The 14,918-nt window shown below is 48.9% G+C and carries 13 protein-coding genes; 6 read left to right on the top strand and 7 right to left on the bottom strand.

Going from position 1 to position 14,918, the window contains the following annotated elements; translation table 11 throughout:
* Window positions 1-32: 32 nt before the first annotated feature.
* From RDV78_00175 to RDV78_00145, 7 genes are all read right to left on the bottom strand, one after another.
* A complete protein-coding gene (locus tag RDV78_00175) occupies window positions 33-1,973 on the bottom strand; it encodes a DNA polymerase (GenBank protein MDS1028914.1) in 1,941 nt (646 codons plus the stop codon).
* 58 nt (window positions 1,974-2,031) lie between these two features.
* Complete coding sequence (locus RDV78_00170; protein ID MDS1028913.1) at window positions 2,032-2,193, bottom strand: hypothetical protein; 162 nt, start codon at window positions 2,191-2,193, stop codon at window positions 2,032-2,034.
* A 14-nt stretch (window positions 2,194-2,207) separates the two neighbouring features.
* Window positions 2,208-2,783: a DUF2815 family protein gene (locus tag RDV78_00165; GenBank protein ID MDS1028912.1), complete on the bottom strand. Its 576-nt coding sequence runs from the start codon at window positions 2,781-2,783 to the stop codon at window positions 2,208-2,210.
* 13 nt (window positions 2,784-2,796) lie between these two features.
* Window positions 2,797-3,924 carry a DUF2800 domain-containing protein gene (locus RDV78_00160; protein MDS1028911.1) on the bottom strand — a complete coding sequence of 376 codons (1,128 nt, stop codon included), beginning with the start codon at window positions 3,922-3,924 and terminating at the stop codon, window positions 2,797-2,799.
* Window positions 3,925-3,977: 53 nt separating this feature from the next.
* Window positions 3,978-4,328: a DNA ligase gene (locus RDV78_00155; GenBank protein ID MDS1028910.1), complete on the bottom strand. Its 351-nt coding sequence runs from the start codon at window positions 4,326-4,328 to the stop codon at window positions 3,978-3,980.
* Window positions 4,329-4,618: 290 nt separating this feature from the next.
* Window positions 4,619-5,143, bottom strand: coding sequence for a bacterio-opsin activator (locus tag RDV78_00150; GenBank protein ID MDS1028909.1), 525 nt, complete (start codon window positions 5,141-5,143; stop codon window positions 4,619-4,621).
* Between the two features lie 139 nt (window positions 5,144-5,282).
* Window positions 5,283-5,702 (bottom strand): helix-turn-helix transcriptional regulator, encoded by a 420-nt coding sequence (locus RDV78_00145; GenBank protein MDS1028908.1) that lies wholly within the window; start codon window positions 5,700-5,702, stop codon window positions 5,283-5,285.
* 182 nt (window positions 5,703-5,884) lie between these two features.
* On the opposite strand from RDV78_00145, the gene RDV78_00140 reads away from it, so the two are divergent.
* From RDV78_00140 to RDV78_00115, 6 genes are all read left to right on the top strand, one after another.
* Window positions 5,885-6,286 (top strand): helix-turn-helix transcriptional regulator, encoded by a 402-nt coding sequence (locus RDV78_00140; GenBank protein ID MDS1028907.1) that lies wholly within the window; start codon window positions 5,885-5,887, stop codon window positions 6,284-6,286.
* A 97-nt stretch (window positions 6,287-6,383) separates the two neighbouring features.
* A complete protein-coding gene (locus RDV78_00135) occupies window positions 6,384-7,229 on the top strand; it encodes an ImmA/IrrE family metallo-endopeptidase (GenBank protein MDS1028906.1) in 846 nt (281 codons plus the stop codon).
* A gap of 23 nt (window positions 7,230-7,252) precedes the next feature.
* The gene (locus RDV78_00130; GenBank protein ID MDS1028905.1) at window positions 7,253-9,820 is read left to right on the top strand and encodes a class I SAM-dependent DNA methyltransferase; all 2,568 of its coding nucleotides are present in this window, start codon (window positions 7,253-7,255) and stop codon (window positions 9,818-9,820) included.
* Entirely contained in the window at window positions 9,817-11,022 is a 1,206-nt protein-coding gene (locus RDV78_00125) for a restriction endonuclease subunit S (GenBank protein ID MDS1028904.1), read from the top strand. The genes RDV78_00130 and RDV78_00125 overlap by 4 nt, the downstream gene beginning before the upstream one ends.
* Before the next feature lie 13 nt (window positions 11,023-11,035).
* Window positions 11,036-14,236 carry an HsdR family type I site-specific deoxyribonuclease gene (locus RDV78_00120; GenBank protein MDS1028903.1) on the top strand — a complete coding sequence of 1,067 codons (3,201 nt, stop codon included), beginning with the start codon at window positions 11,036-11,038 and terminating at the stop codon, window positions 14,234-14,236.
* A complete protein-coding gene (locus tag RDV78_00115; GenBank protein MDS1028902.1) occupies window positions 14,236-14,898 on the top strand; it encodes a SprT family zinc-dependent metalloprotease in 663 nt (220 codons plus the stop codon). Before RDV78_00120 ends, RDV78_00115 begins: the two co-directional genes overlap by 1 nt.
* Window positions 14,899-14,918: the final 20 nt, after the last annotated feature.

Here is a 14,918-nt window from a genome sequence, read left to right as displayed (position 1 = left end):
TGGAGGTGACAGCCCGCTTTTGACGAAAATAATCAGTCTTTTTTATAGAAATTTGTTTCGTACCCATCAGCACGGAGCAGAAGTCTCTTCGCCCACGGCGGTGTTCTGCCCATCTGTTCGCAGACTGCCTGAAGAGACATAATGGGGTCGGCTTCAATGACGATTTCGTCGTGGATGTGCATGACAATTGAGCAGTTTCTAAGAGTCTGCATGGCATAGCTAAGAATGTCGCGTGATGTGGCCTGCACAATGTTTTCCACGAATTTTGGACCGTAGGAATCGAGGCGTTCCCATTTCTTTGTGCCGCCGACGCCTTCATAGGTGATACACTGTCCGCCGAACTTGTTCTCGCCGATGCGCGGCTTCACATAGGATAGTCTCCGGCCGGAAGGCAGCGTGATAAAGAGCATCCCGCTTTGGCAGGAGAACACAATGCCATGCGTGGTGTTGGTGTGCTTGTTGCGGACAGCCTCAATGGCAGCCCGGTCAACATCCCACCAAAACTTCACGATATTCGGGTTGACCTGCCTCCACGCATCAACTAACAGAGGAAGTTCGTCCTCGGTAAGTCCCATATCTAAAGCTCCCATTGTTTTGAGCGCACCGACTGAGCCGCCATAACCGAGCGCCAATTCCGCGATTTTTCCTTTTTGCCGCAGGTGGCCGTTGACGCCATGTTTCTCAACCGGAACCTTAAACATCTGGCTGGCGCTGGCGCAGTAAATATCGCCGCCCTTGGCAAAGACATCTTGACGCCACTGTTCGCCAGCCAGCCATGCAATCACGCGGGCTTCAATAGCCGAAAAATCGGAAACGATGAACTTATTGCCGGTACGTGGTATAAACGCGGTACGAATAAGCTGTGAGAGTGTATCCGGTACATCTTCATACAGAAGCTCCAGCGCATCAAAATCTCCGCGGCATACAAGGGCACGGGCCAGCTCCAAGTCGGGAAGATGGTTCTGCGGCAGGTTTTGCATTTGAATGAGTCTGCCAGCCCAGCGTCCGGTTCGGTTAGCGCCATAAAACTGGAACATACCGCGAGCACGACCATCGGCACAGACGGCGGCTTCCATCGCCTGGTACTTCCGCACCGACGATTTGGCAAGCTGCTGTCGAAGGGAGAGGGCATGCCCGAGTGGTTCTGGTGCGGTTTTCAAAAGCTCTGCAACGGCTTTCTTTCCGAGCGTATCCGTTTCCAGCCCGTTATCCGCAAGCCACTGCTTCATCTGCTGAACAGAGTTTGGATTATCAAGTTCGGTCAGCTTTTTCATAGCCATAGTGAGCTGTTGCCGAGACTTACTATCCATGTCAATAGCCTGCTTGACCAGCGTCATATCAAGAGCGACGCCACGGTCGTTTATTTCCTGATCGAGGTGGTATTCATCCCATACTCGATCCGGTACCGGGAACTTGGAGAGCTTCTCTTGAACGGACATTTCCGTTTCCACATCGCGGACGTTATACCGCTTGAAGGTTTCCCACTTGTCCGGAGCATGATATGGATGATTGCGGGTGCGGCCGTCATTGGACTTTGTAGGAGTGCAAGGCTGGCAGAAATATTTAATGAGGTCTTTGCCTTCGGTGAGTTTCTGTTTCTCGAGCCCCAGCACTGCACCTACACCTTCCAGCGACAGCGGCAGTCCCATTGTTGCCGCCCACACCATTGAGCATCGCCACTGAGACGGATCGAGATATTTACCGGTCGGTAATCCAAGGAAGCGAGAGAGGCAGACACGTTCGAAATTGGCATTGAAGGCCCATTTCGTTACAGCCTCGTCAGTTAGCGCAATCGTGATTTCATGTGGGAGCTTCTCCCCACAGGCAAGGTCAATTACCTGAACCGGATCACCGTCAGCACTATAGCCGAACAGAAGAATCTCGAAATCAGGAGCCTCTACATATTTATAAACGCCGCATTTGGAGAGCGGTGCGCTGCTGTAGGTTTCAATATCTATAGAGAGTGTTTTCATAGGATTGTCCTTTCATGGAAACAAGGGCGGCAGAGAACGAGTCCCTGCCGCCGCGTGTTTACTCCGTTTTGATGGAAGTATCCTCGGCTTTCTGGCGTTTGCGGCGCTTTTCTTTGAACTCTCCTACGGCGAAGATGATAATCCCCACAAGGTTTCCGATTAAGTAACCAAACGTGGCTCCGAAACACACGGAAAGCATCATGCTTTGAATTTCAGACATGTCAGCCACCTCCATCAGGACAAGAAATCGTCGTCGTTGTCGGACGCGAAGTCGTTCTCGGCGCTTGTCTTGCCGCCAAGAGGCTCGCCTGCGCGGATGAGTTGCAGGTTATTGAGACCGCAGGCAATACCCTTGTTGCCGTTGCTGTTGAAGGCATAAAAATTGATGCTGGCGCGGCCGTACACTCCGGAGTACACCTCGGAGCGGGTGATGACGGGGTTGCGATCCGCATCTACAATACCGGGTGCTGTCGTGGAGTTGGCATTGATGAAGTAAGCGTTTGCATAAGCCGGATCATCAGGGCGCTCGACGTCGCCGTCACGAAGCGGGTTTTTGATTGCGGCTAGAGGCGGTACAGTCTTGCCGTTGCCCTTGAGCTTAGACTCACCTTCGCGATAAGCAGCTTCGATGGCGGCCTTCAGCTTGGCGACAGTTTTGGTATCGGACTTTGGGATAACGAGGCTGACACTGTACTTCGGGGTGCCGCCGTTGATGGATTTTGGCTCCCAGACGTTTGCATAGGACCAGCGAGTATCGGGACCGGTGATAACTTTCATGGGGTTGTTGACCTTGTTCGTATTGTTAGACATATGATTGTCCTCCTTAATTTTCATTAAAATCGGCTGCTGCCGTTGACATTGCCGGGCGTTTATCGCTCTCCGGCACGAGCGTGGGTTTGCCTTGCGGTTTTTCAATGTAGGGACTTAAGAGTTCATCAAAGCGGGATTTTCCGAGCAGTTTCTGCATGGCTGTGACACCGAGCACCTTGCGCTCATACGGGTCGAAGCCTGCATGCTCGACGACATCGGCGACAACCGCATCGTTAACGTATTTTCTATTGGAACGGCCCTCGACCAGCTTCCAGCCGGTCCATACCTTGCCGCTGATTGCCTGCTGCAAGGCGTATTCCTTGATGTCCGAGGCCCACGAGACAAGCTCATCCACCTTAGAGAGAATTTCCTCAATATCTTCATCTGTGAGGAGCGGCGGAAGCTTGAATTCATACTGTGCCAGAGCGAGATTCGCTTCGGCACGGGCACGGCAGTCATTCTTTGCCTTGCAGAAGCCGCACCATTCACCGCAGAGAAAGTTGCCGTCACCAGCAAAAGCGAGATCAGCGGTGGGCTTAAGGACTTCGTCAGCCCAGCGGTACAGGTTATCCTTAGATATTTCATAGGTGCTGACGTTGTCTCTGCGCGGTTGGTAGATGGTCATACTGACCGTTTCGATGTCGTAGATATTGTCAAAGAGCTCCAGCACACCGAGGGCGTAACACATGAGCTGCGGGTTTTCCTCTGCTCGGACGAGCACGCCAAGCCCGTGCTTGTAATCGCAGATCTTAAGGGTGCCGTCCGCGATGATAAGGGCATCTGCCGTTCCGAAGCCGCCCTCCACCCAGCGTGAAAAGTCGACGCGCTGTTCGATGAGAACCACCGGATCAGTACAAACCTGCTTAGCAGCCTCGACCTGTTCAAGTACATAAGCGGCATAACCAGTGGCGCAGTCGTTCATTTCCTCATTGAACCAGGTCAGGTTTTCGGTTGGGTTCTCAGTTGGAAGTCCCAGTGCTTTACGGAGCTTGTACTCGCAAAGAGCGTGGGCATCGGTGCCTTCAGCGGCGTAGTCACTGCCCCTGTCCTCGTAGCTCTCACAAAGCCGTGCGGACGGCGGGCAATGGAGCCAGCGGTCAGCGCTGGATGCAGAGAGAATTGCATGTCCTTTAGGTGGCATCTCGTCGTCGCAAGCTTCATATTGCTCGCTTCCGTGAAAACACGAAAGCTCGTTCATTCCGCTGCTCCTCCTCTCCCCAAAGAATCTGTGGATTCTTCGGGGGCCCCGATATCCTCCACCTCGGCAAGCAGCGCCTTGTAGTTGGCAGGATCAAGCTGTGAGAGCTTATCCGCGCCGTACTTCTGAAGCAGTGAGCGAATCTCGGCAGTGTGGCCCTTGCGGGACTTTTCCGCGAGCACGGCTCTCACTTCTTCAAGCGTCAGCACTGGATCTGGTGCGGGTGCTTCTTCGGCAGGTTCATTAGTGCTGAACGCCTCGGCCAGCCAGTTTGCCACGTCGTTAATAGCGGCAGCAGCGTTGCGCAGTTCTTCGATAGACGCAGCCATTTCGTTCATTTTGCTCATCTGCTTTTCCTCCTTCCATGTGTTGACTCTGATCGGCAAGTATTATGAGTTTTCTTGCCAGACGTTTGGACACTACACTGATTGCGGTCAAAACTTCTATGAGCTCTCCGTCTACAGCGCGAGTCCGGGTATCGGTTCCGTTCATCTCGTTCACCTCCTTGGAAGGAGCGGTTATCGTTTTTGCTCTTTCCACTACTCACTGGAGGTGAGGAGTCCGTTTTGACGAAGGAAACGAAAATATTTTGAAAAAAATCTCCGACCGTTTTATGGGACGGCCGGAGATGTAGGATTTAGAATAGGTCCGGGTATTCGCGCTGCAGGAGTTCTTTGGCCTTTTTCAGGCGTGAAAGAAATGTAGTACGTGGGACACCGATTTTGTCAGCTATCTCCGCATCGGACATTCCGGCCATACGCAGGTCGCCAATACGGTGGGCTTCAGGCATGATTTCAGCGAGACGCTGAAAAAGCATGTCCAATACGATCTGATCGGTAACGACATCTTCGATACTGGCGCTTGAATCGGCGAGCTTGTCCAGCATGGAGAAAGCCTCGCCGTCGCTGTTTTCATAGGTAAGGTCAAGGGATAGGCTGTCTCCCGGTGCATGGAATGGACAGATGAGGCAGTCGCCATCACACAGCCAATGCTTGTCCTTTGGGCACATGCATTGGCGATGTGCTTGGGCGCGTTTTCTTGTAGCCCAGATGTCGCGGTAGTAGGCGTAGTACTGTGTTTCGGTAACTTCGACCCACTTCTTTTCATGGGGCAGGTAGATTTTGTAGATACGGGTTTGACTTTGGTTGTCGTTGATTTTCATTTGTTTGGCTCCTTTCAGATCCGTTGTGGAATCCGCCAGGAGCCGTACTGATGTCCGCAAAGACACAAAAAACGGCAGGGAAACTACCAAGATGGTCGTTTCGCTCTGCCGTATTGCGGTCTGGCGGAAATCCAGTTGTTTAATTGTTTGTACTATACTTGATGCTTACCGAACCGGGAGGAATAACAAGCGTGGTTATGTACTTGCCTTGCTTGATTTCGACCAGCCCGTCATCCTCATTAACAGTGCAAGCCAGTTGATGAGCATCTGGATGTTTAACCGGGATGGGTTGGTGTGTGCCAGGCGGTTTCTTAACGGCAACATCATTTGCACTTGAGTTGACATTGGGGTACATTGTGGGCAAAAAAAAGAGTGATTCCAAAGACTCATCTGGGAAAGCCTTGATTAGCCCGCTTATCACCTTGTTTCCGCCGTTTCGTTTTCCGTTAAGTAGTCTTGTGGTTTCAGATCGGGATACTCCCATCTGCCTTGCCAGTTCGCTTGCTGACCATTGCTTGGCCACCATCAGTTCCTTAATCCTGTCGATATTAGGATTCATGCTTCAGCCTCCTTTCTTACATGATATATGCAAATTATACCACCTATGTTTCCAAATGTCAACACCGTCGCAATAAATGTACCCTCAAAGAGACTTTAATCCAAAAGGCAATTTATTTCTAAAAAGTGTTGCCTTTTGGCAACGCTTGTGATATAATAAGTGACAAGGAGGTGCAGAACGAAATGAGCAATGTAGGTGAAGTTATAAAAGAGCGCCGATTAGCAAAGGGAATGTCCAAGAGAGCACTTGCAGAAAAGGCAGGCATCAGTCATTCCGAGGTGCATCGAATTGAAAATGGCGAAAGACAGAATCCGTCTGTGCCTATGCTCATTGCTTTAGCGGATGCATTAGGCATTCCCCAGGACGATATTCTTGTGCTCGCCGGCTACAAGACCGACGGTGAAAGCACTCCGTTGATTGAACGCGTGTTCCCTGACTTAAAGACCAGAAAGCAGCAGGAAACTGCGCAGAAAATCGTTGACGGTCTTTCTCGAAACAGCGATTTGAAAGATTCGCAGTACGATGAGCTCGTGAGACAGGTCGAAATGTATCTGGACTATGCAAAGAAGAAATCAGATACCTGATCAGCCGCGTTATGCATATGCAAGGCAACGAGCCTATCGATTACTATGCGAGCTGGAAATCGACAGACTGCCTGTTGATCCTTGGAAGGTCGCAGCAATGCTTCCGAATGTCCATATATGCAAATGGACGGACTTAAGAGACAACTGCCACGATGATGATCCTCTCTTTATCGACAAAGAAAGCGCAGATGCAAAGACACAGCATTTACGGGGACAAGCAGACTATCTGGTCGTTTATGATGACCGTGTTGAGAATTACCAACGGATACGATGGACGATAGCGCATGAGATAGGACACATCGTGCTTGGACACCTGACCTCGTTTGAGGCCACGGCTTTGTGTCGCGGAAGTCTGTCGGAGCAGGAGTACAAGGTACTGGAACGGGAGGCAGATACATTTGCCGTCAATCTCCTGGCGCCTATGACCATAATAATCAGGCTGCCGTCTATCCAGTCAAAGGTGGACTTTATGGAACTGTGTGATTTATCGGGACAGGCATCGGATAATTGCATGGAGGAACTGCGGCTGTTGAAAAGCGGGAAAAAGTTGCCATTCCCGATAAAGGAAGAGGATGTCCTGCATCGCCTGTTCTTTCGCTTCATCAACGAATTTAACGGGACGGAAGTAACCTCGCTGGAATACGATAACCTGGAGATTGATGAAGAGTTTGATGATTATATAGAATGTGCTTATTGGAGTTTCACGCTAATGGCAATCAGGAAGTGGAAACTCGAAAAGGAACTGTATGCTGCTCTTGAGGGCAGCCTGGCCCTATACGACTGTGAGAATATGGTTGTATTTGTGAAAGATGCAGGAAATGTGGATTTTGTAGTGAAGAATGAAGGCATAATTCTTGAAGCTCTGCAAAGTTACTCCGATTCCTGTGTTAAGCGCGTATCGGCGTATGCCGCCAAGATACGCACAAAGCCGTCTGACGGCTAAAAAAACGTAAGGGAGAATTTATCATGCCTAAATTAACAATATCTCAATTGGAAAGCCATCTGTTGAAAGCGGCAGATATTCTCCGTGGCAAAATGGACGCTTCTGAGTTTAAGGAGTACATCTTCGGGATGCTTTTTCTGAAGAGGCTTTCAGATAACTTTGCACAGAAACGCAAGGAACTAGAAGCGGAATATAAGGATGATTTGACGCCGGAAGAACTGGAAGATTTCCTTGAGGATAAGACTTCTTACGGTAGTACTTTCTTTGTACCTCGTGAGGCGCGCTGGGAGTGTGAGGATAACGGCGACGGCTGGACAGGACTGCTCCATGTCAAGGTGGATGTGGCCGCCAAGCTGAAACGCGCCCTTGTTGCCATAGAGAAGGAAAACAGCCAGCTTGATGGCGTTTTGAAGAACATTGACTTCGCAAAAAAGGTCAAGAACAAGCAGATTATTACGAACGAGCGCCTGGTGCAGCTTATATGGCACTTCAATAAGCATAAGCTGACGAATGACAATTTTGTATTCCCAGACCTGCTTGGAGCAGCCTATGAATACATGATTAAGAACTTTGCAGACTCTGCCGGAAAGAAAGGCGGAGAATTTTATACGCCGTCAACGGTCGTTCAACTAATGGTGCGAATCATTAAGCCGCAGGAGAATATGGAAATCTACGATCCTACGGTCGGCAGCGGTGGTATGCTCATCCAAAGTAAACAGTATGTCGAGGAGCAAGGCGGCGACGGTCGCAAGCTGGCACTGTTCGGACAGGATGACGCTGCGACGGTATGGTCGATTTGTAAGATGAACATGATCATGCACGACATCAAGGATGCCGACATTCAGCATGGGGACACACTGATGGACCCCTACTGGCAGAAGAACGGCTCGGTACGTCAGTTTGATCGTGTAATCGCCAATCCTCCGTTCTCGCAGAACTATACAAAGAACGACAAGATGAAGTGTCAGAATCGTTTCGTATACGGCTGGGCTCCGCAGACGGGCAAAAAGGGCGATTTAATGTTTGTGCAGCACATGATTGCCAGCACAAAGCCGGACGGTATGATGATAACTGTTATGCCTCACGGTGTTCTGTTCCGTGGTGGTGCAGAGAAGACCATCCGTAAGGGAATCCTCACCGACAAGCAGGACATCGTTCAGGCGATTATTAGCTTGCCGCCGAATCTGTTCTACGGCACCACCATACCCACCTGTCTCTTGGTCATCAACAAGAAAAAGCCGAAGAAACTTGAGGGCAAGATACTGATCATCAATGCTGACGCAGAGTACGGCGAAGGAAAGAATCAGAACTTCCTGCGCCCCGAGGATACCGAGAAAATCGTCTGGGTGTTCGACAACATGGTCGAGGTTCCCGGATATTCCAAAATCGTAAAGATTGACGATATCCTTGATGAAAAGACGAACGATGCCAATCTGAACATTAGCCGTTATGTCGATAACTCACCCGCGCAAGAGCCGCATGATGTCCGTGCGCATATGCTCGGTGGAGTGCCAAATGTGGAGATCGATGCTCTAAACGGTCTGCTTGCGAAATACGACATTGCTCCTTCGGACATTTTCTCAGACAGAGGAGACGGATACTCCGACTTTCTGGAGAGATGCGCCACGAAGCGATTGATAAAATCCTACATTTCTGAACACGCGGGCGTCCTCGGTGCAAAGGAGCGGATGCACGGCGCGTTCGAGGGGTTCTGGAAAGAGGCTGCACCTGCCATCAATAGTGTCCATACCGATATGGGCATTGCAGAGTTTGCCATCAAGTACACCAACCTGCTCGTGGAGACGCTTGAACCAATCGGCATCCTGGATCAGTTCCAATGCCAGGGAGTGTTCGCCAACTGGTGGGAACACAGCTATACCGTTCGCGAATACACAGAGATCGAGCAGTCTGTTGAGGGCAAAGAAACAAAGGTTGATGTAAAGGAAGTTATCCGCATAAAGAATGTGTTTAAGACCATTAGTTCCGAGGGCTTTGTTGCCTCACTGGTCAGCGATGATAAGATCGCATCAGAGTATTTTGTAGACGAACTGAACGAACTGCGCAAGATTCGTGATGAAGCGGAAAATGCTTTGGCTGACCTGATGGCTTATATTGCATCTATCGAAATGGAAACCGATGACGATGATTCCGAAGAAGACGATGAGGAGAAAGAACCGAATGAGCCGTCCGTCAAGGAAGTGGAGTCCTACCTCAAAGGCCTTGGAACAGATGAGGCAAAGGCTTCTTTGAAACAGATCGCCACTCTCAAAAAGGAAAAGAATCGTCTGAATAGAGACGTCAAAAAGAAGGAATCCGAACTTCAGATAAAGATCGACGCCATCCGAGAAAAACTAACTGAAGAGCAGTGTGAAGACCTTGTAATGCAGCTTCTCTATGATGGATTTGTGGAAGAACTGGATGCTTATCTTTCTGCTGAGGTGCAAAAAACCATCCGTGCGGTCAATAAGCTGTGGGAGAAATACTATGTTTCCGTCACCACGCTTCTAGATGAGAGAATGAAAGCTGAGGATAAGCTGAACAGCTTCCTGGAGAAGTTTGGCTATATCCCGAAAAAGGAGGCGAACATATGACCTCCATGACAAAGCATACATTGATTGACTGCTTTTCCCTGCGGGCACGTATCGGTTGGCAAGGACTGCGGTCAGATGAATTCAGGACAGAGGGAGCCTATCTTGTAACCGGATGGGATTTCATCAATGGCAGAATCAATTGGGATGACTGTTATCATGTTTCTGTTGACCGTTTTGAACAGGACAAGGGCATCCAACTTCGAGAGAATGACCTGCTGGTGACAAAAGATGGTACCGTTGGAAAAACCGCTTTTGTGGTAGATTGCCCAGAGCAGGCTACCCTTAACAGCCATATCTTCTTGGTGCGTTCAAAGGACGGCTCTGTCGAGCCTGAATATCTGTACTATGTTCTGAACTCATACATCTTTACGGATTTTATGAAAAACATTCTCACGGGAACGACCATCAAAGGACTGACACAGGGAAATTTTTATAAGTTTGTATTTGAGGCTCCTGATGTGCCGACACAGAAGAGAATCGTGGAGGTGCTGGAGTCTATTGATGATGTTATTGATAAGACGCGGGATTTAATCGAGAAGTACACATCTCTAATGAAAGGTGTTGTTCAAGATATACTTACCGACAGTATCGAGGATCAGAATACTGTTAAAATGGGAACTTTTGCTAATGCACTTGGTGGCAAGCGCGTCCCTAAAGGCTCCGAATTGACGATTGCTAAAACAGCGCACCCATACATCCGCGTTAGAGATATGACAAAACCGAAGGTTGTGGAATTAACGGACGATTTCATGTATGTGGAGGAATCGGATTTTCACAAGATTTCGAGATACATAGTAGATGCCGGTGATTTGATTATTTCTATTGTCGGAACTGTCGGTGCGGTTGCTCTTGTGGGAGAAACTCTCGATAAAGCCAACTTGACGGAAAACTGCTCCAAAATTGTAAACATCAAAGGCTATAGTCCTGAGTTTTTGTACTACTTCCTCAAATCGGAGTACGGACAGAAAGAAATTGCGAGTGGTACGGTTGGAGAGGTTCAGGCAAAGTTGCCTTTAAAAAACATTCTTGAAATTAAAGTTCCGGTATTGAGTGAGCCGGAACAAGAAGCAATCGTAGAAAAACTAAGGATAATAGATGAGAAGATAGACCGAGAGGTACAGTACTATAACAAGATGGAAAGTATCAAAGCGGGACTAATGCATGATTTACTGTTTGGCTTGGTAGACGTGACTATGATATAAGGAGGCGGCGTTTATGGCAGGAAGGCCATCTGAACTGATGTATGTTGAGACTCCACTGCTTGAACAATTGAAAAAGCTGGGATGGACAGTTGTCCAGTTGGATGACAGCGAAAAGCACGATCCGCAGAAGAGCTTCCGGGAGTCTTTCTCGGAGGTTGTTATCTTGTCGCGCCTGAAAGCTGCTCTAAAGCGTTTGAATCCGTGGTTGAACGATGTGCAGATCGATGATCTTTGCGTTCAAGTGCAGAACTATCCACATCCGTTGAGACAGATTCTTGAAAATAACGAAGAAGTATACGACCGCATTACGGAAGGTCTGTCGGCCGACAATGAGGAAACTGGCGAGGTAAACTGCCCGGTGCGGCTGATCGACTGGACGGATGTGGATGCCTATGACGGGCCCGATGCGACTGACAACGACTTTCTGGCAATCAGCCAGTACAAGGTTCGTATTCCCGGAAAAGAGGAGTATATCATCCCCGATATCGTTCTGTTCGTGAACGGTCTTCCTCTCGTGGTAATCGAATGCAAAGCACCGGATATTACGGAGCCGATGGCGGAGGGCATCGACCAACTGATGCGTTATCAGAACCGCAGAGGCGCTGAAGAACTGGAAGGCGTGCCGGAACTGTTCTACTTTAACCAGATAGTCATATCCACCTGTTTTCATGACTGCCGGTATTCCAGTATTACTGGCGGCGTCAGTCATTTTATGGAGTGGAAGGATGCCTATCCATATAAGCTGCGAGACATCAATCCGAACGGAAAACCATCTGCCCAGGAGATAGCCGTGGCGGGAATGCTTGAGCCTTCTCACCTTCTTGATATTGTACAGAACTTCATTGCTTACAAGGACGAGGACAACGGCATCCGTGTGAAGCTTGTTCCCCGTTATATGCAGTACCGCGGAGCGTCCAAGATCATCGAGCGTCTGCGCACTGCCGCCAAAGGAGAAAAAGGTGGAACGCTTTGGCATACCCAGGGTACAGGCAAAACCCTCACGATGATGTTTGTCATCCGTAAGATGTATAACTCATTTGACCTGAATAATTATAAGGTCGTTTTAATCGTTGACCGAAAAGACCTGCAGACGCAGATGTTTAAGACAACAAAGACAGTGAAGTATGCGGTCAATACGGCGGACAGTATCGAGGGATTGAAGAAACTTATCGCAAACACGGCGAGCGACGTCACGGTCGCGATGGTTCATAAATTTGGCGAGGCTGAAGAGAACAAGGACAAAAAGGGCAAGAAGAAATCTGCCTCCTTGGAACAGAGAACTTCCGTCTCGACATTCCCCGTTCTGAATACTGATGAACACATCCTCGTAATGATTGACGAGGCGCACCGTTCCGAATACTCCGAGTTGGCAGCAAATATGTGGAAAAGTATGCCGAACTCTGTCAAGGTCGCATTCACCGGAACTCCGATTACAAAGACGATCGATAACTTCGGCGGTTACATAGACACTTATACAATGCGGCAGGCTGAAGAAGATGGCATTGTCGTGGAAATAAAATATGAAGGCCGTGCCACAGACAGCGAGATCACAGATCACGATGCCATGAACCATGCCTTCATTGACATATTCGGATATCTTGATGATGAGGAGCAGCTTGAGATTCTCGGCAAATATACGGTCAGAGGATACCTTGAGGCAGAGGAAGTCATAAAAGAGAAAGCTGCCGATATGCTCGACCACTATATCAGCACCGTCTTCGCTAATGGATTCAAAGCGCAGGTGGTGGGAGTCAGTAAGGAAGCGGCGTATCGTTATAAGAAAGCGATTGACACTCTTCTGCCTACAAAGATCGCGGAACTGGAGCGCAGCAATCCGAACCATGTCGATATTGAACAGCTGAAGAAACTCAAAACCGCCTGCATCATATCTTCTGGTGGCGCGAATGAGGATCAGCATCTGAAGCAGTACACCAACGAAAGCGAAAACGAAAAGATCATTGATGGCTTTAAGGCTCCGTTCGGAGAGAAAGGTCTCAAGGGCGGCGATGGCAATTACGGTATTCTTATCGTAACAGCTATGTTGCTGACGGGATTTGACGCTCCTGTCGAGCAGGTCATGTACCTTGATAAGAAGCTGACAAACCACAATCTCCTGCAGGCGATCACGAGAGTAAACCGTACCTGCGGAGCGAATAAGAAGTGCGGTTACCTGGTGGATTATGTTGGAATTACAAACCACCTCAAGGACGCACTTGCCGATTATGCAGATGCGGATAGGGATGAGATCATGGCTTCCCTCCGTGATAAATCAAAAGATATCGATGCATTAAATACGGCGTACAACGAGATTATTCAGTTCCTTAATGAGAAGGTCGGATATGCGCTGGCACAGACCTCTGATATCATAGAGGAACTTTGCGTTGACGAGGAACTGCGCGAAGAATACAACGGGCGGTTTTCTGTAATATCCCGCCTGTTTGACCGAGTTCTTCCGAATCCTGCTGCGCTGGAGTACAGCGAGGATTATAAGACGCTGGCTTTCATTCGTGAATCCGTCGCTAAGATGACTAGGAATCCGAGATTCTCCAACAAGGATGCCAGTAAGAAAGTCCGTGCCATTATTGAGGAATACCTCACCGTCAACGGCGTGGATATGGAAATTGCACCGATTTCTTTGCTTTCAGATGATTTTCTGAAAGGTGAAGACAAGAAAAAGAGTGATCGCGCGGTAAGCGAAGAAATCAAGTACGCCGTTCGTGAGTTCATCAATATCAATATGCCTAAAGACCCGGAACTGTATGCCCGACTGAGTGAAAGGCTTGAGCAGATTTTGGAGGAGTTCAAGAACAACTGGGCTGAACTTCGTAAGGCTCTTGAACAGCTGCGCCATGACATCAAAGCCGGACGTGCAAAAGAAAACACCTACGGATATGAGGCTACTCATGAAATGCCGTTCCTTGGTCTATTGAAGACGGAGTTTTACGGCAAGAAGGCTTTTGAGGAACTGTCAGAGGAGCAGATGGGCGTGTTGAAGAATCTGACGGACGACGTTTTGAGCCGCTTCAAACAGGAAACCGAGGCCGTTAACTTCTGGAATAATGTAGCCTTGCAGCAGGAACTCCGCACATACATAATCAAGCAGCTTATTTCGCCGGAGATCAAAAAGTACGTGCCGGATATCGTGAAACGCCGTAAGGATGTCGCACAGAAACTGATGGAACTTGGCTACCAGCATTTCGGGAGGGATGTTTGATGCAGAAAATAGCATATCAAGTGGTGCGCTCCAACAGGAAGAGCGTGGCGCTTGTGATAGATAACGAGGCAAATCTTATTGTCCGCGCTCCGATTCTTATGCCGGACACGGTAATTGATGAGTTTGTCCGTAAAAAAAAGCGCTGGATAAATGAAAAACAGCAGCAGGTGGCAGTCTTCGGAGAAAAGCATCCACCCGTTGTTGTAAAAACAGGTGAAAGCATTATGTACCTCGGCAGCAGTTATGCCATCATAAAGGATGCGGTTGATGTGGTCGAGGTTTCTGGGAACGAACTGATTGTCCCGGAGAATTACGATGTCGAAGCCCTGACTGTATGGCTCAAGGAACAGGCTATGCAGATCATAACAGAGCGTGTTGCTCAGTATGCGAATATCATGGGTGTTACCCCGGGGACGGTTAAGCTGTCCGAGGCTAAGGCACGTTGGGGTTCCTGTAGCACGAAGAATAATTTGAACTTTGCATGGCGGCTTATCATGTGTCCTCTTTCCGTGATCGATTATATCGTGGTGCATGAATTGAGCCACATTACCTATAAGAACCATAGCCCCGCATTCTGGGCAAGAGTGAAAACCGTGCTGCCCACTTTCGAGAATGACCAAGAGTGGCTGAAGGTGAACAAAAAATTGATGGAGATTATATAAGAGAATCGAAACAAATTAAT

This window comes from Bacillota bacterium LX-D (genome assembly GCA_031628995.1).
GTDB lineage: Bacteria > Bacillota > DUOV01 > DUOV01 > Zhaonellaceae > JAVLUO01.
The sequence above is the reverse complement of the archived record's forward strand: the minus strand, read 5'-3'. Positions and strand labels throughout refer to the sequence as shown.